Source organism: Faecalibacterium sp. IP-1-18 (genome assembly GCF_023347355.1).
GTDB lineage: Bacteria > Bacillota > Clostridia > Oscillospirales > Ruminococcaceae > Faecalibacterium > Faecalibacterium prausnitzii.
On the sequence record NZ_CP094472.1, the window covers coordinates 927,887 to 951,897 of the forward strand.

The 24,011-nt window shown below is 51.6% G+C and carries 27 protein-coding genes and 1 pseudogene; 1 reads left to right on the forward strand and 27 read right to left on the reverse strand.

Annotation, left to right across the window (positions count from 1 at the left end; genetic code table 11):
• Window positions 1-38: 38 nt before the first annotated feature.
• The 14 genes and pseudogenes from MTP43_RS04470 to MTP43_RS04535 all read right to left on the reverse strand — a co-directional run bounded on the left by MTP43_RS04470 (window position 39) and on the right by MTP43_RS04535 (window position 13,336).
• Window positions 39-1,778 carry a C40 family peptidase gene (locus MTP43_RS04470; protein WP_249235110.1) on the reverse strand — a complete coding sequence of 580 codons (1,740 nt, stop codon included), beginning with the start codon at window positions 1,776-1,778 and terminating at the stop codon, window positions 39-41.
• Window positions 1,771-4,140 (reverse strand): VirB4-like conjugal transfer ATPase, CD1110 family, encoded by a 2,370-nt coding sequence (locus tag MTP43_RS04475; protein ID WP_186850377.1) that lies wholly within the window; start codon window positions 4,138-4,140, stop codon window positions 1,771-1,773. The genes MTP43_RS04470 and MTP43_RS04475 overlap by 8 nt, the downstream gene beginning before the upstream one ends.
• Window positions 4,115-4,477, reverse strand: coding sequence for a PrgI family protein (locus MTP43_RS04480; protein ID WP_044960449.1), 363 nt, complete (start codon window positions 4,475-4,477; stop codon window positions 4,115-4,117). The genes MTP43_RS04475 and MTP43_RS04480 overlap by 26 nt, the downstream gene beginning before the upstream one ends.
• A gap of 12 nt (window positions 4,478-4,489) precedes the next feature.
• Window positions 4,490-5,356: a VirB6/TrbL-like conjugal transfer protein, CD1112 family gene (locus tag MTP43_RS04485; protein WP_044960452.1), complete on the reverse strand. Its 867-nt coding sequence runs from the start codon at window positions 5,354-5,356 to the stop codon at window positions 4,490-4,492.
• Between the two features lie 227 nt (window positions 5,357-5,583).
• Window positions 5,584-5,667: pseudogene (locus MTP43_RS04490) on the reverse strand (Maff2 family mobile element protein); the annotation flags it as partial.
• A 91-nt stretch (window positions 5,668-5,758) separates the two neighbouring features.
• Entirely contained in the window at window positions 5,759-7,423 is a 1,665-nt protein-coding gene (locus MTP43_RS04495; RefSeq protein ID WP_015514789.1) for a recombinase family protein, read from the reverse strand.
• Window positions 7,424-7,429: 6 nt separating this feature from the next.
• Window positions 7,430-7,627: a hypothetical protein gene (locus tag MTP43_RS04500; protein ID WP_015514788.1), complete on the reverse strand. Its 198-nt coding sequence runs from the start codon at window positions 7,625-7,627 to the stop codon at window positions 7,430-7,432.
• Between the two features lie 253 nt (window positions 7,628-7,880).
• On the reverse strand, window positions 7,881-9,179 hold the full coding sequence (locus tag MTP43_RS04505; protein WP_025579734.1) for a virulence-associated E family protein: 1,299 nt from the start codon (window positions 9,177-9,179) through the stop codon (window positions 7,881-7,883).
• A gap of 13 nt (window positions 9,180-9,192) precedes the next feature.
• Window positions 9,193-9,840 carry a CHC2 zinc finger domain-containing protein gene (locus tag MTP43_RS04510; protein ID WP_025579733.1) on the reverse strand — a complete coding sequence of 216 codons (648 nt, stop codon included), beginning with the start codon at window positions 9,838-9,840 and terminating at the stop codon, window positions 9,193-9,195.
• Between the two features lie 71 nt (window positions 9,841-9,911).
• Window positions 9,912-11,501, reverse strand: coding sequence for a MobQ family relaxase (mobQ, locus tag MTP43_RS04515; protein WP_096241072.1), 1,590 nt, complete (start codon window positions 11,499-11,501; stop codon window positions 9,912-9,914).
• 159 nt (window positions 11,502-11,660) lie between these two features.
• Complete coding sequence (locus MTP43_RS04520; RefSeq protein WP_015514786.1) at window positions 11,661-12,140, reverse strand: MGMT family protein; 480 nt, start codon at window positions 12,138-12,140, stop codon at window positions 11,661-11,663.
• 354 nt (window positions 12,141-12,494) lie between these two features.
• Window positions 12,495-12,809: a DUF3847 domain-containing protein gene (locus tag MTP43_RS04525; RefSeq protein WP_249235111.1), complete on the reverse strand. Its 315-nt coding sequence runs from the start codon at window positions 12,807-12,809 to the stop codon at window positions 12,495-12,497.
• Window positions 12,806-13,144, reverse strand: a complete 339-nt coding sequence (locus tag MTP43_RS04530; RefSeq protein ID WP_009249956.1) for a DeoR family transcriptional regulator — start codon at window positions 13,142-13,144, stop codon at window positions 12,806-12,808. The genes MTP43_RS04525 and MTP43_RS04530 overlap by 4 nt, the downstream gene beginning before the upstream one ends.
• Entirely contained in the window at window positions 13,145-13,336 is a 192-nt protein-coding gene (locus MTP43_RS04535) for a hypothetical protein (protein WP_249235112.1), read from the reverse strand.
• Between the two features lie 533 nt (window positions 13,337-13,869).
• Here MTP43_RS04535 and MTP43_RS04540 point away from each other — a divergent pair.
• Entirely contained in the window at window positions 13,870-14,691 is an 822-nt protein-coding gene (locus tag MTP43_RS04540; protein WP_249235113.1) for a helix-turn-helix domain-containing protein, read from the forward strand.
• 45 nt (window positions 14,692-14,736) lie between these two features.
• Here the strand turns inward: MTP43_RS04540 and MTP43_RS04545 are convergent, their stop codons facing one another.
• From MTP43_RS04545 to MTP43_RS04605, 13 genes are all read right to left on the reverse strand, one after another.
• Window positions 14,737-15,501: an MBL fold metallo-hydrolase gene (locus MTP43_RS04545; RefSeq protein WP_015540951.1), complete on the reverse strand. Its 765-nt coding sequence runs from the start codon at window positions 15,499-15,501 to the stop codon at window positions 14,737-14,739.
• A 34-nt stretch (window positions 15,502-15,535) separates the two neighbouring features.
• Complete coding sequence (locus MTP43_RS04550; protein ID WP_025579721.1) at window positions 15,536-15,955, reverse strand: nuclear transport factor 2 family protein; 420 nt, start codon at window positions 15,953-15,955, stop codon at window positions 15,536-15,538.
• An 18-nt stretch (window positions 15,956-15,973) separates the two neighbouring features.
• Window positions 15,974-16,198, reverse strand: a complete 225-nt coding sequence (locus MTP43_RS04555; protein ID WP_015540949.1) for a helix-turn-helix domain-containing protein — start codon at window positions 16,196-16,198, stop codon at window positions 15,974-15,976.
• A gap of 262 nt (window positions 16,199-16,460) precedes the next feature.
• Window positions 16,461-18,068, reverse strand: coding sequence for a recombinase family protein (locus MTP43_RS04560; protein WP_006573559.1), 1,608 nt, complete (start codon window positions 18,066-18,068; stop codon window positions 16,461-16,463).
• A gap of 134 nt (window positions 18,069-18,202) precedes the next feature.
• On the reverse strand, window positions 18,203-18,394 hold the full coding sequence (locus MTP43_RS04565; protein ID WP_005946147.1) for a transposon-encoded TnpW family protein: 192 nt from the start codon (window positions 18,392-18,394) through the stop codon (window positions 18,203-18,205).
• A gap of 12 nt (window positions 18,395-18,406) precedes the next feature.
• Window positions 18,407-19,246 carry an ATP-binding protein gene (locus MTP43_RS04570; RefSeq protein WP_117528307.1) on the reverse strand — a complete coding sequence of 280 codons (840 nt, stop codon included), beginning with the start codon at window positions 19,244-19,246 and terminating at the stop codon, window positions 18,407-18,409.
• A complete protein-coding gene (locus MTP43_RS04575) occupies window positions 19,243-19,983 on the reverse strand; it encodes a phage replisome organizer N-terminal domain-containing protein (protein WP_005946141.1) in 741 nt (246 codons plus the stop codon). Before MTP43_RS04575 ends, MTP43_RS04570 begins: the two co-directional genes overlap by 4 nt.
• Window positions 19,973-20,167: a hypothetical protein gene (locus MTP43_RS04580; RefSeq protein ID WP_006573562.1), complete on the reverse strand. Its 195-nt coding sequence runs from the start codon at window positions 20,165-20,167 to the stop codon at window positions 19,973-19,975. Before MTP43_RS04580 ends, MTP43_RS04575 begins: the two co-directional genes overlap by 11 nt.
• A 174-nt stretch (window positions 20,168-20,341) precedes the next feature.
• Window positions 20,342-21,961 carry a relaxase/mobilization nuclease domain-containing protein gene (locus MTP43_RS04585; protein WP_165858285.1) on the reverse strand — a complete coding sequence of 540 codons (1,620 nt, stop codon included), beginning with the start codon at window positions 21,959-21,961 and terminating at the stop codon, window positions 20,342-20,344.
• Window positions 21,933-22,331 (reverse strand): plasmid mobilization protein, encoded by a 399-nt coding sequence (locus tag MTP43_RS04590; protein WP_040647222.1) that lies wholly within the window; start codon window positions 22,329-22,331, stop codon window positions 21,933-21,935. Before MTP43_RS04590 ends, MTP43_RS04585 begins: the two co-directional genes overlap by 29 nt.
• A gap of 439 nt (window positions 22,332-22,770) precedes the next feature.
• Window positions 22,771-23,196 carry a hypothetical protein gene (locus tag MTP43_RS04595; protein WP_006573565.1) on the reverse strand — a complete coding sequence of 142 codons (426 nt, stop codon included), beginning with the start codon at window positions 23,194-23,196 and terminating at the stop codon, window positions 22,771-22,773.
• A 42-nt stretch (window positions 23,197-23,238) separates the two neighbouring features.
• Window positions 23,239-23,436, reverse strand: coding sequence for a helix-turn-helix domain-containing protein (locus MTP43_RS04600; protein WP_006573566.1), 198 nt, complete (start codon window positions 23,434-23,436; stop codon window positions 23,239-23,241).
• Window positions 23,414-23,872, reverse strand: a complete 459-nt coding sequence (locus tag MTP43_RS04605; protein WP_023921375.1) for an RNA polymerase sigma factor — start codon at window positions 23,870-23,872, stop codon at window positions 23,414-23,416. Before MTP43_RS04605 ends, MTP43_RS04600 begins: the two co-directional genes overlap by 23 nt.
• Between the last annotated feature and the right edge of the window lie 139 nt (window positions 23,873-24,011).

A 24,011-nucleotide genomic window follows, 5' to 3' on the forward strand; every position in this document is an offset into this window, starting at 1 on the left:
TTCATTTTGGGGCTTGACTTTTAATAGTTAGTCTCCAATCATTTTGAAAGCCGTCCAAAACCGGACAGGTATTTCTGCCAGTAGGACGAGTGAATATCAGCATACTTTATGGGGTCTCCGGCAGACACCATCTTGCCGTTTCCAAGGTAGATGCCCACATGACTTTTCCCGGGCGTATCATACGTTCCTTCAAAGAAAACAAGGTCGCCGGGCTTTGCTTCGGCTTCGGAAATGTGCTGGCTCTTGTTCCACAGACCGTTGGCGGTGGTGCGCCCCACATTGTAGCCGTTCTGGTTGTAGACCCAGCAAACGTAGCCGGAGCAATCAAACCCGGTTTCCGGGGTGGAGCCGCCCCACACATAGGGTGTGCCCACATACTTTTGGGCTTCCTTGTAGATGGCGGCAAACTCGCTGTCCGTCAGGGCTTCTGCCGGAACCTGATAGTCGATGCCGGGTGTGCCGGAGCCATCGGAACCACCGGGCGGCAGACCACCGTTGAACAGGTAAGGCCGACCCCCCAGCGTGTCCTGAAAGATTTCGTAGCGTTTCCACTGGTCGTTATTCAGTTCCTCCCGGATAACGACTTCCAGCCCTTTGTTCACCAATTTGGTGTGGAAGATTCGATACTCGTAGGGCACCTGCGTGGGGACTGGGATTCCTGCGGGAGTCATGACCCACACAGTCATATACCGGGTCTGCACCTCTACCCATGTGGTCAGCTTGTACTGCTTTTTGAAAGTCTCCTTCAACTTGCCCTGCACCTCTGACCGGGTGTAATCGTCATAGAGAGTCGTGAGAAAAGAGGTCAACTGCCATGGGTCATGCTCGATGGGGTCAAGGTGATACTGGTACTCGTTGTAGCCGGGGTGGTCGGTGGGGGTACGCTTGATCTTTTTATCCAGTTCCTTTTCCAGCTTCTTGTAGTCGGTTTCGGCGCCCCGGATGTCCCGGTCCTCGGCGGAGTAGATGGTCTGCCCGGATACCTGCGTGGTGCCGGAGAACAGAATGGAACAGGACGAAAACGCTGACATGACCAGCAGCAGGAGCAAAAGAAAAACGCCCACGATCAAAAGAACGTGCGCGTTGCTCTTTGCAAAATTGGCAATGCCGTTGACTGCGGTGCTGACCACCGATCTTCCTTTGTCGATGACCTGCTCCATGCCGGACTTTGCGGCATTGGTGCCATTGGATGCCGCTTTGCCGCCTGCGGTCTGTGCCGCTGTGCCCGAATGGGCGGCGGCATAGTAACTCTGCCGGATGTCCTGTTTCTGCCGCCATCGGGAGAGCCAGTTGGAGCCGCCCTCGCCGGTGCAGGATGCGCCCGCATCTTGTGCCGCAGTCGGCTTCTGCGGGGAAGATTTTGCGGTTTTGGCACCCTTCTTGCCCTGCATCTTGGCTTTCTTTTTCAGCTTCCGGGCATAGATGCTCTTGGAAATATCCCGGACATTTCCTGCTGTCTTTTCACCCTCGCTTAAAGCCTGTGTGCCAACATTATCGTCCTCGTACTGGTCAACCTCCCGATGTGCCGCAGACCGGGCGGCAGCGGCGGCATACATAGCACGTTTCTGCTGCTTTGTCATGCGGGATGCTTCATCCGGGGTGATCTCAGCTTTGCCAAAACGCAGATGCTGGGATTTCTCCGCAGCTTTGTCTGCATCCTGTTTCAGTTTCTGCTTTTTGGGCACCGACTGCTCCACTTTAGACTTTTTCGGAGGGGAGCGTGTAGCTGTGCGCTCCTTTTCCTCCTCGAATCTCAGCTTCGGCTGTTTCTCACTCATGCTTTTGCGCCTCCGCAACTTCGGAAAGGCGGGTCGTAAGGATGCGGTAGAGTTCAAGGTCTTTCGGGAAGTGGTCAACAAAGGGTAGGATCACGTTGCCGAAGAACAGCAGCCCTTCGCCCTCACCGGAGTGAGTGACGTAGGAAAGCTGATGGGGCGAGATGTTGAGCTGCTTTGCGAGAATCTGCCGGTCTCCGTTGGCCTGATTGAGCATATACACAAAGTCCGAGTTTTCAAAAATATTCGATACTTCGGGACTTGCCAGCAGATCTTTGACATTCTGCGTTAGGGCTGTTGGAATGCCGCCCCACTTACGGAAACGCTTCCAAATCTCCACGGAATAAGCAGCAGTCTGCTCTTCCTTCAAGAGCAAATGGAACTCGTCTGCATAGTACCGGGTGGATTTTCCGGCACTGCGGTTGGCGGTCACACGCCCCCACACGGCATCCTGCACGATGAGCATACCGAGTTTTTTCAGCTGCTTGCCAAGCTGCTTGATATCAAAACAGACAATGCGATTATTGATATCCACATTGGTGTGGTGGTTAAAAATATTCAAAGAACCCTTAACGTAGATTTCCAGCGCAGCCGCCACATGGCGCGCTTCCGGTTCGTCTTGCGTCAGCAGGGCGTTGTACAGATCTTCCAACAGCGGCATATTTTCTGGGGTGGGATTCTCGAAATACTTGCGATAGATCACATGGACGCAGCGGTCAATGACCGTCTTTTCCACCGGCTGCAAACCCTCTTTGCCGCCCACCACCAGTTCGCACAGGGACAGCACAAAGTCGGCTTTCAAAGCCAGAGGGTTATCCTCTTCCGAGTAGTTGCTGTTGATGTCCATCGGGTTGATATATTGGGTGCTGGCAGGGCTGATGTGGATGACCTGCCCATGCAGACGCTCCACCAGCGGAGCATATTCTGCCTCCGGGTCGCAGATGATAATATCATCGTCTGTCACGAGGAATGCGTTGCAGATCTCACGCTTTGCGCTGAAGGATTTACCGGAACCGGGAGTGCCCAAAATCAGACCGTTGGGGTTCTTCAGCTTTTTGCGGTCAACCATAATCAGGTTGTTGGACAGGGCGTTCAAGCCATAATACAGGCTTTCCTTGCCATTGTCGAACAACTCCTGTGTGGTAAACGGCACAAAGATTGCCGTGCTGCTGGTGGTCAGACCGCGCTGGATCTCGATTTGGCAGTCTGCCAGCGGCAGCGAGGACATAAGCCCCTGCTCCTGCTGAAAATCGAGGCGGCATAATTCGCAGTTATGCTTCTGCGCAATGCTGACCGCCTGAAACACGTTGGTTTCCAGTTCCTGCTCGGTTTTTCCGGTGTTCAACACGAGGAACGTCACCAAAAACATTCTCTCATTCTGGCTCTGCAGCTCCTTCAAAAGTGCCTTGGCATCCCTGCCGTAAGTCGCCAAATCAGACGGCAGCACGTCCATGTCGTATCCGGCGCGGACAGCTTTTTTCTGCTCCTCGATCTTGCTGCGGTCGAGTTCGGTGATGGTGTGCTTGATGGTTTTGATGGCCTTGTTCTGGTCAACGGACTGGATGTGCATGGTAACGATTTGGCTGGAATCCATGTCCAGAAAATCCTTCAGCAACTGGTCGCTCAAGTCAGAAGCCGTGATATTCAGAAAGCTGACCGCTCCGAAGATGCCGCCCATCTGAAAGGTGCGGCTGTTCTTAAACGCCAGCGCAGTGGGGGCAATGGCATCCTTTACGGACAGACCACTGGGCACAAGGTCTTTCCAGTTGAAGTGGAACTTGTTGGCTCCATCCATGTTCAACATCCCGTGCATCAGCCGCAGACGTTCCGTACCGTCCAGCGGCTTTGCCAGAACGCCAAGCCGGTGGAAATTGTTCATCAGGTCGTTCTGGATGTGCTCCAGCCGAGGTTTGACCTGCGCCATGCTGTCGCCCTCGATGCCGTAGGTCAGAAACTTCGTTTTGGTCAGACCGTTGTTGCCCTTGGAAAGCTGCTGCCGCAACATCTGGCTGTACTCGGCTCGCACATCATCAAAGCCATCCTGCTGGTACGGGATGCGGATGGACTTCTCGAAGTCTGCCGAATCGGTGGCGGTATTCACGAAAGACAGTTCAAAGTGGATAGAGCTGTCGAAAAAGTTGAGAAAAGAGCACCATTCCTCAAAGATGGCGGTCTTGTCCTCCTGCTGCGCCAACTGATAGTTGATATCCTGATACTGGATGGTGCGGGTGTAGTAGCCGGGACGGACACGGCAGGTACCGTCCTCAAACATCCGCTGGAACGGAATGCTCTCCTGTGCCGTGCGGGGCACCGTGGACTTGGGCGGCTTCCTGCCGTCCTTATTCTTTTTCAGAAACGGAATCATGGGCGTCATCTCCCTTCACAAGCAGTGCATAGTAATTGCGGGTCTGGTACGGACGCACCTTCGGGCGAACAAAGCGCGCCTGAAAGTAGTACCGCAGGATCTTTTCAGCCGGCTGACCGTTCTTCTGATACATGGCCAGAAAGAACATGGGCAGCATGACCGCCATCATGCCGAGGGTAGCACCGGAATTGCCAGCGGTGTCCCGCAGAACAAAAAACAGCGGCACCCCTACGACTGCCGCTGCACCAAAACAGATAAGCTGCCGGGCGGTCAGGTTGAAGGCTACTTTGGACTTCACCTTGCTGAAATCGCGCGGCACGGAAATATAAGCTGCCAAAATTCCACCTCCTTAGTGTGCGCCCAGAATGCTTCGGGCGACGGAACCAGTCTTGAACAGCGTAAAGCATAGCAGCACCGTGTACCCCACGATGCTCCAGATCGAGTTGATGGCATCCCCGGATATGGCAACATTCTGAAGCAGAACGGCATAGATCGCCACGCAGATCAGAATCAGGAAGCCCTGAAATCCCAGCGCAAACAGAGAACGGAGATAGTTCTGTCCAACATGGGATTGCTCGTGGTTGCCCCATGTTGCCATGGGCACTGGAGCCAGACTGACCATCATGTAGATTTCAATCATTCTTCCGTAGACGATGACGAAAATCACGATGGACAGGATGCGCATGGTGATACCGATGAAGAAGGACTGCAAGAACAGTCCGAACAAGGGTCCTACGTCCATCTGCATCATGCTGGATTGCAACATGGAAAGCCCGATGTCGTTCACCCGTGTGTTGCCGCTGATGATGCCGCTGGAATTTGCCACCACCTGCTGCGTCACATCGAACACCGCCATGATGATGTCGAAAGTGTTGGAGATCATCCAGACCGAAATGGCAGTTTTGAAGATCCATTTCATCAGCAGCGCAGGTTCAAATTGTGCCATGTTGTTATGCTGGGTGATCATCTCAATCAATTCATAACAGGCAATGAAGGTCAAAATCACGCCTGCAATGGGCAGCACCACATTTCGAGAGAGGGCTTCAATCATGGCAAAAACTCTCGGTTCAAAACTGGATGGTTTGGTGCCGACCTGTTGTGCGATGTTGCCCACTTGGGTATTCACATCATCAAACAAGCCGGAAAGATTGGACATGATCGCCGCTGTCAGCAGCGACTTGATCCAATCTGAGATCGCTTTGAGAACTGTTTCCACTCAGCGCCACCACCTATCAAGAAAAATGGTTGATAAGGGTCTTGAGCAGGTTGAGCAGAAAAATAAGGTGAGTCAGAATCTGCATAATAGCACCGTCCTTTCAGTATAAAGGTGAATATTCGATTTGCAATGCGTTTCCTCTTGTGATAAGAATCCGTTTGCCACGGAGGGGCTGGAAACACTTGCAAGTAAATATGTACGGGGCGGCAGACGCCGCCCGGAAAAGATTAGCCGAACAGACCGCTCAGCAGGGGGATCAGGGTGATGCCAATCAGGGCAACACCGCCGCCAGCCATGAGCTGTTTCATACCCAAATAGGTGTAGGAAACCGGCTCGATGGCGGGCGGCGGCGTGTCAAGAAATATCTATGGAGTTTTTTTAGAACCGCCCCGGCGGGGCAGGTCAGGCTGTGACCTGCTCCACTTCCGGGAGGGGTTTGAGATTAAAATGAATTTCGATAGAAATGTGTCTTGTTTTATCGCTGTCTATGCTCTCATGGACAACGATTTCTTTAATCAGGCGATTAAGGGTAGCTGCGTCCAGTTCCGTGATGTCGGCGTATTCCTGAATGGCTTCTACCCACTGGCGGGCGTCATACGCAAGCCGGATTTCATCGGCCAGCTTCTTCCGGCCTTCCTCAACCCTCGCCTTCAACTCGGCCTGTTCCTTCTGCGTCTTTTCCATCAGCAGATTGAAGTTTGCTTCGCTGATACGTCCGGCAACCATATCCTCATACAGCCGCAGAACCATCTTTTCCAGAACGTCAATCCGTTCCTCGTCTTTGGCAAGGGAGCGTTCCAACGCTTCCCGCTGGCCTTTCTGCTCGGCTTCGCAGGTGTCGGACAGCTTCCCGGCAACGGCTTCCCCGTCCATCAGGGCGGCTCTGGCACACTCCCGGATTTTGTTCAGTACAAGCCGGTACAGGGTGTCGTACTCAACCCGGTGCTGGGAACAGTGCTGTTTCCCGTAGGCATTGTAGGTCTTACAGGAATAAATCTGCTTCGGGTGCTTCTCGTTGGTGTAGCGGATAGTCAGCGACTTCCCGCACTCGCCGCATTTGATAAGCCCCGCAAACAGGCTGATTTCCCCGGTCTGGCGGGGGCGCTGCCGGGATTTCAGCTTGCGCTGCACGATGTCAAAGGTCTTGCGGTCAACAAGCGGCTCATGCTGGTTCTCCACGACAATCCATTCCTCCGGCTTCTTCTCCCCGATGGTGCCGATTTTGAAGCGGTATTCCTTCTTCTGGGAAGCGATAGCGCCGGTATAGACGGGATTCATCAGGATGTCCTTAATCACGGTAAAGTCCCAGATATACCGCCCATTTACCGGGTCTTTCTTTTCCCACTTGGTTGACACGTTCCGCAGCCCCCGTACCCGGTTCCAGTAGGTCGGGCAGGGGATTTTTTCTTCTTCCAGCCTGCGCCGGATGTAGTTGGGGCCGTGTCCTTCCAGCGCCCACGCAAACAGACGCCGGACAATGGGTGCCGTTTCCTCGTCAATCAGCAGGTGGTTTTTGTCCTCCGGGTCTTTCTGGTAGCCGAAGGGGGCAAGGCAGCCGGTAAACTGGCCTTTCTGCGCTTTCAGCAGATAAGAGGAATGAACCTTCTTGGAAATGTCCTTGCTGTACATCTCGTTGAGGATGTTCTTGAACGGCGCAATGTCGTTGTTGTCCCGCATGGTGTCGATACCGTCATTCATGGCGATATAGCGCACGCCGTGGCGGGGGAAGAAATCTTCAATCAGGAAGCCGGTCTGCAAATAATTCCTGCCTAACCTCGATAAATCTTTCGTTATCACAAGGTTGGCCTGCCTGCGCTCGATGGCTTTCAACATCCGTTTCAGGTCGGGGCGCTCCATGTTCAGCCCCGTGTAGCCATCGTCCTGATAGACTGCAACAACCTCCCATCCCTGCTTCTCGCAGTAGTTTTCCAGCATATCCCGCTGGTTTGCAATGCTGGCGCTCTCCCCGTCAAGGTCATCGTCCTTGGAAAGCCTGCAATAAATAGCCGCCCGGAAGCTGCCCGCCAGTATTGCGTCCATGCCTGTATATTCCATTCCGTTCATCATAACCGTTTACCCGCACAATCCAGACGGAACACGGTCATGCTGAACCTTGTCTTTATTATACTCTAAATCTTGCTTTTTCGCAAGATATTCTTTATCATTTCTCTGGCTGTATTTCTGTGCAATCAGGCTCACGAAAACGTCCGTAGCGTCCAGTTCGCCGTCAAATACCGTTGTGACATGGATTTCAGTTTTGTTTTTTGCCATAGGCAGTTACCTCCATAAATGAAATAAGCCAGACAGGAGAGGGTCGGCAACGAAGTCCGGCAACGGGCTTCAAAAAACCTCGAAAACAATCTCTGTCTGGCGGGTTATTGTTTATTTACTTTTTCTTTTATTTTTCTGTTGCTTTGGTTGTCAGAGGGGAGAAAAGCCCGCAGTTACGGGCTTTTTCCCGGCAACCGGCTCGGCAACGGGATAGCAACGGGGTCGGCAACCGGCTGTGATTTTCCCGGATATTTCAGAAGGGAAGTTCCATCTGCTCCGTGACTTCCACAAATCCGTCCGGCGTTTTTTCACGTCCGTTGTCAGCGCCCGTTGCCGGGGCTTCCTGTTCCCAGCCCTTCTGCCTGCCGTATCCTTCAAATATCCGGGGATTGGAGAAATACTTCCATCCCGTGATACAGTGGTTCATGATGTCATTGACCTCCCGGATTTCCCATTGCTTCGGCTCGTCAAAGGGGTGGTTCAGGGCTTCTTTGAAAAGCTGCTTGGAGCATACGGCGCTGCCAGTGTAGCGGTCAAGGTATGCCTGTATCATCCCGGCCTTGGTGTCCTCCGGCATGAAATCCCGCTGGTGTTCTTTGAGGTACTGTATCATTTCGGGCGTAAAAGACAGCTTAAAATCGCCACTTTTGTAGGTTGTCATGGCTTCCGCCCATACCTGTTCAATATAGGCTCTGGAAGCGGCTTCATCGTCCAAAATGTGTATCTCGGCCTGTCCGGGGTAGACCATGACCGGCAGGAAGCGCCGGTTCCCGGAACGGTCAAGGGGCAGGAAGTCCAGCGCATTGGAAGTCCCGCCGAACACGCATTGCCGCAGCCTGTCCTCCGGGTGGGTTTCGTAGGGGATTTTATAGACCTCCTTCTGGCGGCTTAAAAATGACTTGATTTCCTCTATGCTCTTGGCGTTTGCGGTGGCAATCATCTCCGACATTTCAATTATCCAGTGGCCTTGTAGCTTGCGGTACACGTTATCATCGTCCAACTTCCGCAAATCATCGGAAAACCACTCGTCTTTTACGGCCAGCAGCCGGAAGAAGGTGGATTTCCCGGCTCCCTGACCGCCAACCAGACAGAGCATGACCTCAAACTTACAGCCGGGGCAGAAAGCCCGGTGGATGGCTCCCAGCAGGAACAGCCGCAGGGAATGGTAAGTGAAGTTGTCTGTGTCGGCTCCCAGAAAGTGACGCAGGCAGTAGCGGATACGCTCTTTCCCGTCCCAGACAAGGCCGTTCAGGTAGTCCCGGATGGGATGGTAGCTGTTGGCGTCTGCGGCCAGATCAGCGGCGTCTGCTATCTTTTTCTCGCTTGTCAGGCCGTAGGTATCTTCCAGATACAGCCGGATATATTTCATGTCCGTGTCGGTCATGGCCTTGCTGCCGGTTCTGCGTTTCCTGCCGATGGGCTTTAGAAGGTCAATACGCTCGGTCAGGAGATTTTTTGCAACCGCCCCGGAAAGAATGGGGTCATACTGGAACACGGTCAGGCAGTTGTGGATACTGTTCCGCACGCCGCCTTTCTCGGTGCCCTCCAGCATGGCCTTGACTTCCTCAACGCTCCGGGGCGGGGGTGCGGCTTCGATGGTGTCCGTCACGGCCTGCCGCAGTTCGGGCGGCAAGGTCTGCCATTCTCCGCTCAAGGTTCCTCACTTCCTTTCCGTAGCTGGTAATCAGGGCAGCCCGTTCCCCTATGTCGGAGAACAGCAGCACATCCAGCAGATATTCCACATGGGATTGTTTCTGCAAGGCTTCCACGAAAAGCGGGTGCCATTCTTCCTCCGGCGTCTTGGGGGCATAGTCCCGCTTCCAGCGGCGCAGCAGATTGTGATAGTCGGACAGTACCCGGAAGCAATATCGCTCCATGCGCTTAAATTGCTGTTCCGGGCTTTCCTTCCGGGGATTTCGCTTCGGGCGGCTCCTGCTTGGTGGCTCCTTATCCTCATAGGGGATGGAGAAGTCCTGCGCCAGCATGAGGGCGGCTTCCCTGGGGCTGACGTTTTCCAGACGGGAAACAAAGTCAATCACATCCCCGTCTGCCTGACAGCCGAAGCAATGGAAGCGCCGGTCAACCTTCATGCTGGGGTTTTTATCGTCATGGAAGGGGCAGACGCACATCCCGTTTCTCCCTACCAGGATACCGTAATGCTCGGCAGCCTGCCGGGTGGTAACAGACTGTTTCACGGCTTCAAATACATTCAATAGGCAAATCCTCCTGAAAATAGAAAAAGCGCCTGTCATTCTCACGGGGAAAATGGCAAGCGCCTGATTGGTTAAAGTTCCATATCCTGTTTTTGCTGGCGGCGGGGCTGCTGGTGTTTCTCTGCCTGTTCCTCCCGGATACGCTGCTCCCGGCCTTTGACCGCCTGCTGGATGGACGGTTTCTTTCCCGGCTCTGCGGTCTGGCGGTACTGCTCGGATGGTAAAACCTGATTGAGCCAGTGGCGCACATCCCGCAAAATCTTTACATCCTCCTGTACGGCAGTCAGCGCTTCCGTCTTGGAAGCGATATTCTCTGAAAGCTGTGCCTGTTCCCCGGCCAGCTTCTTTGTGCTGTACTTCGCCCCATCAAGGTGAACCTTGAAATACCGCAGGGCAGCGTTGTAGGCGTCCAGTTCCTCCTTATGGTCGGCGGCAAATTTCTCCTTGGGTTTCTTCCAGCGGATAGCGGCATATTTCGCATGAACCGGCTTGTTTGCTTCAAAGTTCCCGATATGGAAAAGCAGCCGGTCAATCTCTTTCACACGTTTCTCCATCGGCCTGATTTCCTCACGGATGGAAACGGCCTGTGCGCTGGCTTCATCCAGATAGGCGTCAAGGCTCTCTACGGTGGAAATCTCTTTCTGCCGCAGGAAGTCAAGGGCTTCCATAACCTTGTTGAAATCGCCAACGGTTCCTTTTAACTTCCCCTTGGAAGTCCAGCCGGTACGTTCCTCGCTCCGTTTATCCAGATACCGGGAAAGCAGTTCGGGGATGGTCGGCTCCTTTGCCTGTTCCAGCGCTTCCAGCAGCGCCGCCTTTTTCTCTTTCAGGCCGGACAGCCAGCCCTTTAAGCTGCGTACCATCTGCCGGATAGACTGCATGAGGGAATTGGCGGCTTTGATGTCCCGGTTCAGGTTGCCGATGTTGGTCTGTATGCCTTTTTTCTCCAACTGGCTGACCGCTGGCCCCATGTGGACAGTGGGGATTTTATCAATCCCCTGTCGCACATAGGAGCGAAGGTCAAGGCGCTCCGGGCTGCCGATGGCTTCCAGATAGCGGTTCGCTGTGTCAGCCCAGCCCTGCCGCCATATCTCAGCGTACTTCTGGTCGTTCCAGTCCACGGTATCCTCCTTGTGGCTTTTCCATCTGCCGGACGCAAGCCGGATACGCTCGCCGTTCTCGTCAAGGTCGTAGACCTTCCGGCTCTTGGGAAGCCACTTGCCCTGTTCGTCCATCGCCCGCATGGTAAGAAGGATGTGGGCGTGGGGATTTCCGTCCCCCTTGTCATGGATGGCAAAATCGGCAATCATGCCCTTGGAAACGAAAAACTCCCGGCAGTAGTCCCGGATAAGGTCGGCGTACTGTGACCGGGGAAGTTCCCTCGGTATGGCAAGCACGAACCTCCGGGCAAGCTGGGAGTTCCATTGTTTTTCGATGGCTTCGGCGGCGTTCCACAAGGTATTCCGGTCTGCGTACTCCGGCGGGGCATGGGGCGGCAGCATGATTTCGGTGTGGACGATTTCGCTTTTATGGGAATAGTATTTCTGTTTCTGGTCGTATTCGGAAAACAGCCGTTCCCCGCTCTGGTAGGCGGCAGACGCAACGGCTGACTGGCGCTTGCTGCGCTGGATGATTTTCACATCAAAGTGCGGGCATGGCAAGTCGTGTCCTCCTTTCTCCCGGCGTCCGGGCAAAAAAAGAGCAGGGAACCTGTTTCAAGATTTCCTGCTCGGTGGTGCCGCCGGTGGGCGGCTGGTATTCAGTTTTGAAAGTTCGGGTCAGGTTGGCCCGATGATGGGATATTTTACAACTCAAAATTCCTATCTCAAATCAAAAAGAACGCTTTCATAGTCCTTTACGAAATACTTTATATTTGTGCGTCCTTTCTGAATAATTGTGTGGCCTTCTGCTTCCAGTTTTTCCTTTTGTGCTTCTATACCGCCGGGATATTTTGCGTTCAATTCCCCGTTTGCCTTTAAGGTTCGCCAATACGGGGTTTCATCTTCGGAACGCTGGTAACTCGCCCATGCTGCAATAGATACAAAAATTCCTGCTGTAATAGGCTCTGTGAAATCCGCTCCATTCAGTTCAGCAAAATATTCACGGATTTTTCCGACAGTAATTACTTTGCCATAAGGAATTAGTTTCATTACCTTGTCATAATCGATTGGCGGGGCAAAATACATTCTGCTTCCGCCATATTTCTCAATGCTTTTCTGGTCGGTAATGGTCTGAAATTTAGGCATATCCTTGCTATCGTGTAGCATGGCATTAAAATCTTTTTTATCTTCATTCGCCATTTCTCAACACCTCCTGCCTTAATTATAGTGGAGTAGACTACTCCATGCAATGAGACGGTTTGAAAATAATCTTGAAAAATGTAATTGTGATTGGATTTGAATAAACTTGCTGAACGGGAACAGCTTGCAGCGCAAGGTGTTTCCGGGCGGCAAGTCCACAAAGGGGTAGCTGGCGGCAGCCAGCGCAGGGGAAGTGTAGCTTCCCCTGTGATGATTGGCTGGAGCCGGAACGCTGCGGGCAATCATCCGCTTTCCGCAGGAAGCCCCGGCAGGGCGCAACACACTACCTTCAGGTGGTGTATAGTTGCGCCCTCTTTCAGAGGGGCAGTCCACGGGCTGCGGCTCTGAAAGCAATCATGGCCGTTTCCGGCCTGCGTCCTCTCCCTGAAAATTACCGTTACCGGCAAATACTTTTTCCATAAGCTGACGGGTGCTGTCCTGACGGAACAGCAGCTTCAAGAACAAACTGACCTGTTCATCCGTGATGGTTTCCGGATGGGGAAGGTAGCTTTCCAGCATGGCGGCTCTGGTGCAAAGCCGGTGCGTCCGTTCCTTCCGTGTCAACGTCTTTATCTGGTGTTCCAATATCTTTTCTTCATGCTGCGCCCTCCGCAGCTTCTTTTCCGTTTTCTCTATTTCCTGATTGAGTGCTTCCAGCTTTTCATTCATAGGCGGCTGTCCTCCTTTTTCGGAATGAGTACATATATCTTGTTGGGTTCCCCGAAGCCCTGACGCACTCGCAGTATCAGTCCGGCGTCCTCCAATTCATTCAGGGAACGCTTCACAGTCATGGTGCTGCGGGCAAGTGCCGCCGCCAGTTCCACGATGGGGAAATGGATAAATAAAATCCCGTTGGCGTCCTCTATGCCGGACAGGAAAACAATATCCAACATCCGGGCGTACATGACCTTTGCGGTGCTGCTGATCGGGAGCCGCAGCATGGCTCTCGGCAGCGGCATACAGGGCGGCAGGGCGGTGTCTGCGGTCATAAATTCAACTTCCATTCAATCGGTGTCCTCCTTTACTTTTCGTTTTGAGCGTTTGGAAAGATAATGGGGGCAGTCTACAATGACCGCCCGGAAACTTTGCTTACAAGTGCGCTGGCATTTCCGGCAAAGGTCGTTGTACGTTACCCGCCCCCGTTCATTGAGGAAGAAGGACAGTTCCTGCTTCCTCTTTTTCGGCATTCTCGGCATGGTGCCTCCTTAAACAAAAATCCGCCCATTTCAGCCGTAACAGCCGCAATAGACGGATAGCAGATTTTAGTGTCGTGTTTCGGGGCGATTTTCAAGGGAAAAGCGGCCATAGAGCCGCCCGAAAATCTCCCGTAGTATTACGGATAGGGTAGACTATGCCCTATCAGATTGTTGTGTTTTGGTATCAATTCGGTGTTCATTTTCGCCGGTTCTCCCTGATGTCGTTCCTGCCCCTGGCTCTCACAACGGCGTTTCGCTCCCTTTGGTACGCTCGTTGCGGTCAGGGTTCCTCCATTTCCCTGCCGCAAGTCGTTGCGCTACATCGCCGGGGAGCATATCCCATACAGGCCGGTCATTCGATTGGAATAATCCATCGATGAACTAAGCCCATTATGGCACATTTTTGAGCCTTCTCCCGTATATCCACAAAGTAGGAAAACCGCCCCAAAATCGAAAATTTCCACGATTGCGGAACGGGTATGGTATAATGGGATTGACGGCGGCAGCCAGCCGCAGGAAGGAGCGATGTATCTATGAAAACCCGCATTTCCGTACAGGAACGCCTGAAAGATTTACGGGTGGAACAGGGCTTAAATCTGGAAGAACTGGCGCAGAAAACCGGCATTTCAAAATCAGCCCTCGGCAGCTATGAAAACGACAACGATGAATACAAGGAAATCAATCACGGCAACCTGTTGAAGCTGGCAGACTTCTATCAGGTGTCCGTTGACTATCTGCTCGGCCTGACCAACAATCGGAAATATGAAAACACGCCGATAGAAGAATTACATTTGAGTGATGAAGTTGTGGAACTGCTGAAAAGTGAACGCTTCAATAACCGGCTGCTGTGTGAGATTATCTCCCATGAAAAATTCCGGGAATTGCTGGCAGACGCAGAAATCTATGTGGACGGGATAGCAACCATGCACTTCCATGACACAAACAGCTCACTGGCTGCTTTACGGGCTATGATACTGGAAGAACATCCCGAAGCTACGGCAGACCGGGCAATCAAAGTATTGGAAGCCTGTCAGGTAGAGGAAGAAGATTTCTTCTGCCATGTAACGCACAAAACATGGGATGTCATTCTTCACGACATACGCAAGGCGCACGAAAATGACAATGAAAGTTCGCCGGATACCACTCCCGCCGATGAACTGATACGGGAAGTACAAAAGGCCATGCAATCGCCGGGGGACAGGGTTCAGCAATTCACGGAGATATTCTGCAAGGCGTTTCAGCTTAAATATAAGCGGCTCTCACAAGAGGAACGAAGCCTTTTGAAGAAGCTGTTCAAGAAATCCCCGCTGATAAAACAGTCCGGTATGAACTTCCGGCGCAGGCCGTGGAAATGAAAACTGCCGTTGTGGGAATGGTTGTTCCTGCAACGGCAGCTTTGATTATATATGAATTTGGAAATCCTGAAACTTAAACAATCCATTTCCCTGTTTGAGTTTTCCGGCTCTCTCTAATTGTGCAAATCCGGCTTCAATATCGGCTATCAAAGAAACGGGAATATCCAACTGATGGTGTCCGGGCAGAACTTTTTTTATATTGTATTTCCGTATTCGCCTTATAGATTGATAGAATAGCTTCGGGTCGGTAGTTGGGTAAAATGCGTCCAGGCTTCCCTTGTATATCAAATCCCCGGAATACAAATAGTTTCGTTCTGGTTCGTAAAAGCAACAATGTCCGGGAGAATGTCCCGGCGTGTGAACAACTTGAATTTCCCGCCCGCCTAAATTTAGAAAATCGCCATCGTGTAAAATTCTTTGTGGGATACCTTGAAAAATCTGATAAGCGTTAATATCAAAATCTCTTGGAAAATCACAAGGAAGCCTTGTCAAATTATTCTTCACAACTTGCAATGGTATCGGAAACCTGACCGATAGCCAGTCCTTTTCCGCTTCATGTACGGCGATATTATCAAAATACTTATGCCCGCCAATGTGATCCCAATGAACATGAGTTGTAACTGTCATAACAGGCAGCTTTGTCAGAGAGTCCACAATTTTTCTGATGTTGGAAACGCCTAAACCTGTATCAATGAGAATAGCATATTTTTCCCCACATAATAGATAACAATGTGTTTCTTCCCAGTGCTTGTATTCGCTAATAGAGAATGTATCACGGTCTATTTGCTCAATGGTAAACCAATTATCCATTCCGCATAATTACCTCCAGCAACTGAATTTCCAGTTAAAACCACTTTGCATTTTCATCTCTGAAATGTGGTATATTGCCATCTTTATAAGGGTCATACCGATTTTCGTTACAACCAAATTCTTTTAAGAGAGCAATCTTGCCATCTGGCGTCCATTCTATCAGTGACATTCCATCAAACGCTTCTACGTTACCGGCGTCCATCTTATTTTTGAAATACCATTCAACAATGGTTTGATTGCCTTTATGGAAAAATTGCTTGATGTCCCATTGCAAGACAGTTCCACGGGTATTCCATTCCTCAAACCAAAGTTTTATTTTCTTGGAGCCGTGGTACTCTGGCCCCCAACTTTCAATATATACGGCATTATCAGAAAATACATTAAATATACCCAAATCTTTTTTTGCAAGCCACATATCAAACCAAAGTCTGATAATTTTTTCTCTATTGTCCATTTCGCAGCGCCTTCCTTGTCAATTTAATTTTTCAGCGTCTTTGTCCTGCTCTAATTCAATTACATCCAAAATGCCACAATTCAGGGCTTCGCAGATACGAACCAGCGTTTCCATGCTGATGTTTTTGCCTTTACCCATGTTGGCAATCATATTTGTGGTAAGACCGGCGGCAATCCGCAAGTCCTCTTTCCTCATATTGCGCTCAACCAGCGTGTGCCAGAGGGGTTTATAGCTTATGTGCATTTATCCTCCTGCCTTTCTCCCGGTTCCGGGGTTTCTGTTCCCATTATATCAAAGTTCTTGCTATTCCACAAATATTTCTTGACATAACCGCCGGTTCCGTCTGGATTGTGCTTTTCCTTTCTTTTCTTGATTACATCTACTTAGCCATAAGCTGCTTCATACCCTGACTTTTTGCTTATGTGTGATAAAGAAGTAATAGAAGTGTAAAAAATTTTGCCTTTCCTATCCGATACTTGCCTTTGATATCGGATAGGGCGGGCGGTCATTCGGGCAAGTCCACTTTGCCGACGAAAGAATAGTAAATCTCAATATCCTGTCTGCGTGTGCCGTTTTCATCGTAGCTGCACTCATGCACAACGATTTTCTCTACAAACTCACGCAAGAGGGTGTGGGTCAGTTCTTCAAAGTTCATGTGCTTGCGGACAATGTTCATAAACTTTTCTGCGTTTACGGTAGCTTCCTGTGCTTTGGAAAGCTCCGCCTGTATTCTGGCAACACGCTCTTTCAATTCCTGCTGTTCGGCTTCATAGTCTGCCGAAAGCTCCGTGAAACGCTCGTCAGAAATGCGACCGCTTACGCTGTCCTCATACAGCCGCTTGAAAATAGCGGAAAGTTCACCGATACGCTTTTCGGCAGCTTCCAGTTCCTTTTTCTTGGCGGCGTTCCGGCGTTTGCCGCCGTCCTCGTTCTGCTCGATCAGCAGCTTCATAAAACGGGCTTCATGCTTTGCCGCATAGCTCGTCACTTTCCGTAGATTGGAGAGAACGCCCGCAGTCAAAAGGTCGGTGCGGATAAAATGTGCGGTGCAGTCATGGGTGCGCTTCTTGTAGTTCCCGCAGATATAGCAGTCCTGTTTCCGCTTATCGGTCTGGTAACGCTGCTGATACATGACGCTGCCGCAGTCCGCGCAAAAGAGCATACCAGAGAACAAGCCCACTTCATCATAGCGGTTCGGACGCTTGCGCTGTTTGCGTAATTCCTGCACACGCTCCCATGTCTGGGTGTCGATGATAGGCTCATGGTGGTTCTCGAAAACTGCCTGTTTCTCAATGGGATTTTCTATGCTGTGCTTGGTCTTGTAGGACGGTTTCTCCGTCTTGAAGTTCACCAAACAGCCCATGTACTCCCGGTTTTCAAGGATATGCACCACGGTATTTGTCGCCCATTTGCACTCATAGCCGGGGTGATAGCGGCGTGTGCTGCCCGTCCTGCGGTATTCCAGCGTTCCCGGCGTTGGGATTTCCTGCTCGGTCAGCATACGGGCTATCTTGGTCGGACCGTTCCCGGCAAGGCACAGACGGTATATCTGCTTGACCACGGGTGCGGCTTCCTCGTCAATGATGAAGTTTTCGTCCTCGTCCATGAGGTAGCCGTACACGGGTTTGCTCGTAACAGGCTTGCCGCTCATGCCTTTTGACCGTTTTACAGCTTTGATTTTCTTACTCGTATCTCTCACCAGCCATTCGTTGAAAATGTTCCGCAGAGGGGCAAAATCATTATCGCCCTGTGCGCTGTCCACTCCATCGTTAATTGCGATAAAGCGGACGCCTTTTTGTGGGAAAATCATCTCGGTATACATTCCCACCTGCAGGTAGTTTCGCCCTAACCGTGACATATCCTTTACGATAACGGTAGCCACTTTCCCGGCTTCAATGTCCGCAAGCATGGATTGAAAGCCCGGTCTTTGGAAGTTCGCACCAGAATAGCCATCGTCCGTGTACCAGCGCAGATTGGAAAAGCCGTTCTGCTTTGCGTAGGTTTCAAGGATACGCTTCTGGTTGGAAATGGAATTACTTTCGCCTTGCAGCTCGTCCTCATGGGATAGTCTTGGATAAAGGGCAGTGATTTTCTGGGTGGTCTGTCTTAACATAAAATCCTCCGTTTCCGACAGCCAGCCCCACTATTCCGTATTTCGATTATACCACATGGGGCGGCTGTCTGTATAGCGGCTTCTGCTTCTTTACCGCCCGGTAAAATGACGATTTTTCTGTGCGGCTTGTAGCGTTAGGGCGAAAGCTGGGCTTTGTGTCCTGCGGCGGCTTCCGCCTCCAGCACTTTCATCATCTTATCGGCTGCGGTGTCGGTGGTATCTTTTTTGAAAAATCCGGAAACGACAAGGACGGTGTTGCCCATGCGGATCTCTGTCACGCAGTCCGGGCGGCGTTCCGGGGTGGTGTTCTGCTTGTTCTCTGCCATAGGCAACTCCTTTCATTTCATCAATTCTTTTAGTCTGTTCAGCTTGGCTTGCGCCGTTTCACGGCGGAAGTTCTCTCCCGTAAAGAGGATAGGGGCGCACATTTCCAAAAGGCGGTCATAAATCCGGGCATGGGCGGTGTCCAGCGGATTTTGCAGGCTGTCCAATGTCAGATTGGTGGTAACGATTAAGGGCTTGCGGCTGCGGTAGCGGCTGTCAATCACATTGTAGACCTGTTCTAAACCGTACTCTGTGCCGCGCTCCATTCCAAAATCATCAATGATAAGCAGAGGAAAACGGCAAAGACGCTCGATATACTCGTTGCGCCCCTCAAAGCTGGCGGTCAGGTCATTCAAAATCGCAGAGAAGTTCGTCATGCGGACAGCGACTTCCTGCTCCATGAGGGCATTAGCGATACACCCGGCAAAATAGCTTTTTCCTGTGCCGACCTTGCCCCATAGCAGATAGCCGATATTTTCCTCGCGCATGGTTTCCCAATGCTCCACATAGAAGTGTGCAATCTCCATTTGCGGGCATTTCCCGTTGTCGTTGGCGAAAGTCCATTCCTGCATGGTAGGATTGGTAAATCCCCGGCGCTTCAAGTCCTCCACGGTGTCAAGGTGCTTTCTGCGCTGTTCGGCGGCTTCACGCTCCAAACGCTGGGCTTTCTGGCAGTCACATTCTGCCGGGTGGCGGTCACGCCCAAACAGGGCGGCTTGCTTTTCCGGGAAGTAGGCTTCTTTCGGAGTGTGACACTTGCCGCAGTAAAGCAGTCCGTCCTCGCCCGTGTAGTCCTCCGGCTGTGGGGTAACAGCCGCCATATTCAAAACTCGTTCTGTAAACAGATTACTCATAAGCTCTCGCCCTCCTTGCAGGTGTATTCGGGTATGCCCTGTTTCGGGGCAGCCTTTGCGGTATCGTCTGCCGCCCATCTGCGGATAGTGGCGGCGTGGTTTTTATATTTCTTGCCCGTGGACGCGATATAGCCGGAAAGCCGCTCAATGTAGTACGCCCATTTTTCGGGCAGCTCCGCTTGCAGTTCGGAAAGCTCCGTATCAGTCAGAAATACATTCTCATATCTGCCATAGCTGCGGGCGAGGGCTTGTCCCTTTAACTCTCCCTCTTTTTCTAACTCTATATCTATCTCTTTCTTTATCTCTATCTCTGGTGGACGAATGTCGGACAAATGTCCGCCATTTGTCCGCGGCGGCAAAAGTGCCTTATTTTCAAGCCTTGCGGCGCGTTTCCGTTCCGCTTCGGTAGAGGATTGACCAATCATCAGCTCAATGTCGGTCATATAAAGCAGCCCGCAGTCAAGCTGCTCCACAAGCCCTAACTGCTGGAAGATGGCTAATGCCCGTTCCACCGTCCCGATTTGGTGACGGGTCAGCGTGGCTATCATCTGGGCGGTATAGGGGATATGCTCGTCAAGCTGCAATCTGCCGCCATTTTTCAGCGATTTTAAGTACAGCTTCAAGAGGATATTGGAATACAAAATCCCGTCTTTCATGTCCTCCAACAGCACAATGGAATCGCTGTCGAAGAAGTTTTCTTTCAGTTTGAGGTAGTAATATTTGCGGTTATCTGCCATTGGCGGTGTCCTCCCTGTGTTTCCATCTCTTAGAGAAATACCGGGGGCAGAGGACGATAATCGCCCGGAAGCTCTGCTTGCAGCCGTGTGTGCAGCCCCGGCAAAGGTCATTGTAGGTAATACGGTTTCGGTGGTTGAGGAAAAAGCTCCATTCCAACCGCCGCTTTTTGCTCATGCGTGGCATTTCTCGCTCCTTTCTGCCGTTTCCGCTGGTATAAGCGGATAGGTCGGTAAAAATGTAGTTTCTCGGTGTCATTTTCGGGGATTTCCTGCGCTGTGCGCCCCGTTTCAAAGGTGGGCAGTATTGCGGATAGGGTGCAGGGCATATCCCCGTTTTGGTATCGTTTCGGGGCGGTTTTTAACGCTCATGTTTGTGCTTTTTCTCTCTGTCTTTCTCGCCTTGCAGGATTTGAGAAAGATTGCTTTTCACGGTATGCAGCTCCTTGACACGGGCTTTTTTCTCCCGGTATTCGTTGTAATGGGCGTTCTTTTCGGCGGTAAGCTGCTCGATTTCCGCTTGCAGGGCTTTATGGCTTGGCAGCTTGGAAACGCCATGCGCCCGAAAATAACGGGTGGCTGCGTCCGCTATGATAAAATCGCTTTCGTGCCGTTCCCGGTAGGCGCTGCGGGCTTTTTCCGTTTTCTGCGCTTTCAGACCGTCACGGGCAGGCTTGGTCTTGGCATAGGCAAGCACCTGTGTCTGAAGCTCCTTTTTCTCCCGGATAGCAGCGTCCAGGGCTTTCAGCTTGGCGGTGCTGTCCTGTAAATCCGCATTGGTGGATACAAGGGCTGCGTTCAGCTCCTCCGGCGAATAGCCGTACTGCCCGTAGGCGGCAACGGTAGCCGCCATTTGTTTCAGATTGTGGACTGCCGCCCAGCGGTCATAGCCCACGCCTTTTCCCTCCGCTCGTTTTGCCGCCCGGTCAACCATGCGCTGAATACCGTCCTTTTCCGGGGTGGTTTGGACAGCTTTTTTACCCTGCAAACGCTCCCTTATGTTGCGGGGGTATTCGGGTACGGTTGCGGTCTGCTCGGCGGCTCTGTGGGCGTTCTGTTCCAAAAGGGCAAGAACGGCAGCGCGGTCAAAATCATCTCCCAGCTTGCGGGCGGTAATGGGCTTTGTCCTGTCCGGCGTGAGGTAGGATAGCCGCCCTCGGCTCTCCTTGACAGTCACGCCCTGTTGCAAGAGAACGGCGGCGAACTCGCCATAGCTTGCGGCAGAGGACAGCGCGGTGCGTATGGTCTGCCGCAATTTTTCCTTGTCTGTTTCAAACTTCGTGGGCTTGGCTGGCTGCTCCTCGGCTGGCAAGGCAGCAGCTTCCTTGTCCAGCTTTGCCTGCCCTTTCCGCTGCGCCCAATACTCACGCTCGGTAATGCGGTTTTTGCTGCCATGCAAAAGGTCGATTTGATAGAGATTTTCCCGGTGGCACAGCTCCATGACTTCGGCTTTGAAGTATTCCATCGCCGCGTCTGTGCAGCGGTGTTTGCACCCGGTGCGGGTGTCTGCCAGTCTGTCCATGTAAGGCAGGAACGGAACTTCCTCTATCCGCAGAGAATTGATAACGATATGCACATGGATATTGCCGCTGTGGTTGTGTCCGTCCGGGTGGGTGCAGACAATGGCTTGGTGTCCGGGAAACTGCTTCCGGCAAAATTCCTCGCCCAACGCCTGCGCCCGGTCTACGGTCAAACCGTTGTCCACCGCGTCCCGTGGGTCAAAGCTGATAATGTAGTGGTGGCTTTTTACATCTTCCCGCTTCTGGTTCTTCCCATAGCGGAGATTGGAGCGCATACAGGCAACGGCAAAATCCTCGTCGCCGCAGTTCAGCGTGGCTATTCGATAGTCCTCCCTGAGCATGAGCCGCCCGTTTTCATCAAGGGTGGGCTTCATGGTAAACTCGTCATGTTCAAAGGTGAGGTACTGCTCGGCTGCGCCATAATCCGCATTTTTAGAGCTGATATGTTTGAATGTTGCCAACAGCGTCACCTACCTTTCGCAGGACTTCAAACTTCAAGGCAGCAAGGTCAGAAATGGCGGCGCGGACTTCAACGGACAGGGCGTTGTATGGTGTGCCGTACTCGTTGAGGGCGCGGGCAATCTGATTGAGGTTGCCACCGATTTTTCCGTATTCGGCGGTCAGCCTGCCAACGGCGGACAACAGTTCATCATTGACCGGGGAAACGGTAACAATGGGGCGAATGGTCGCCCGTGTAATGGCTTGCCGGATAAATTCGGCTTGGCTCATGTCATAGTGTTTCAGCCGCTCGGTAAAGTCGGCGTATTCTTCCTCGGTCATGCGGGTTTTGACCACATGGCAGCGGTGGGGTGTGTTGTATTTTTTCTTCAAGCGTTGACCTCCTTTCTCGCCCGACAGGGCGCATGAGCAGGGTTTGGGGAAGGCACTCCCCAACAAGATTTACCAAAGGGGCAAAACCGCAGATATGCGGATTTTGGCACCGTGGTAGAATCTTGCTCTAAAAAACTACCGCTTTCCTCGGCGGCTCTGGTTTGCGGATATACTGGCTTGCTCCACCAATATAGCGATTGCGGCGGCGTGTTCTGCCCGCTGTTCACCACTACAACGGTGAAAAGGGGGCGTTTTGGCAAACGCAGCAAAAATTTTTTTATTTTCCCTGTCTGCTCCCTACAACAATCCGGCGGTGTGGTTTGCCAAAGATTTTTGAAAATGGGCGCAAAAAAAGCAGTAAACCTTTTCAAGATTTACTGCTTATCTGCCGCTGTGATGGGCGGCGGTATTAAATTGTCAGCCGTTTTTCAAATGGAATTTATCTGCAATCGCTTTCTTTCTGCTTTCCAATTCCTTTTCTGTAATCTTCCATAATCCTAACGCAATGATCTGCTATCTTTTGCATTCCGAGTTTTTCAAAAAAGGCAATTTGTATTTTCATCATTTCTTCACAAACAGTCAACTTCTGCTCATCCATATTGCTAATAGCAAGCCATGGGAACGCTTTATATTTCTTAGTGTCCCCAATGAGAAAATTGTACCCTATCAACTCATTTTCACGGAAAACGAAATAGAATTGTGGGCCTGAACCTGGAACTGACTTTTCCATAATTTGCTGCATTGTTTTCACGCCGCCGTATGCCGGAAAAAAACCTATTCGCTCAAGAGCATTTAATATGTCAATCCTTTTATCTGTGGGTATGTCTCTATAATTGATAATCTGTTCCATTTGCTCTACCCTCATTGAAGTTTAATTTGTTAGGCTCTAATTATACAACTTTTCTGTTTAGCGGTCAAAGTGGAACTTCAACAGGCTTTCTATCAGTTGCCTGACGATATGCTCCTGCATATCCATGTTAATCTGTCCGTCCATTTTCGCACAAGAGCGGATATATCCCGCATAATGGGATAGGACGGCGGCAACAGCTTCCGGGTCGCCCTCGCTTGCCTTAACGATTGTCTCATAGGGAAGTAGCTGGCTCATAGGACAAACCCTCCAACTCTGCCCGTAGCCGCCGTAAAATCATCTGAATACGCCGCCCGGTTGTGTTGCCAGCCCGTCCATATCTCCGTCCAATCTCCCTATGCGTCAATCGTTGGAAGTAGTACAAGAAAATGATTTCCTGTTCCATCTGTGATAGTGCGGACAGGGCTGCGGCAAGCTCTGGGCTTTCCAAAAGCACCATCTGACCACAGACGAAAAGCGGATAGCTGGTCATGCCGGATTGCTCCGCAAAGTATTTATCTGTGGTACTGAATGGATAGTGTTTTTCTTCTATCAGATATTCAAGCGAGATTTCCCGCTTGCGGCGGCTCCGTATGCTCCGGGCTGCGTCTATGGCAGCGTGGCGAATAACAGTCTTGCAAAAGGCATCGTGTGTATGCCGGATATGTTCTTGATACTTTTCGTGTTCGGTCATGGAAAATCCCCCTTTCTGAATAATGGCAGAGGGCGGCAGCATCTTGTGCTGTCGCCCTCTTGATTACCGAACAGCAAAGACGGGCGGGGCTGTCAACAGCGGCGCATTTCCGCCGTTCATCTTGACCGTTGACAGGCTC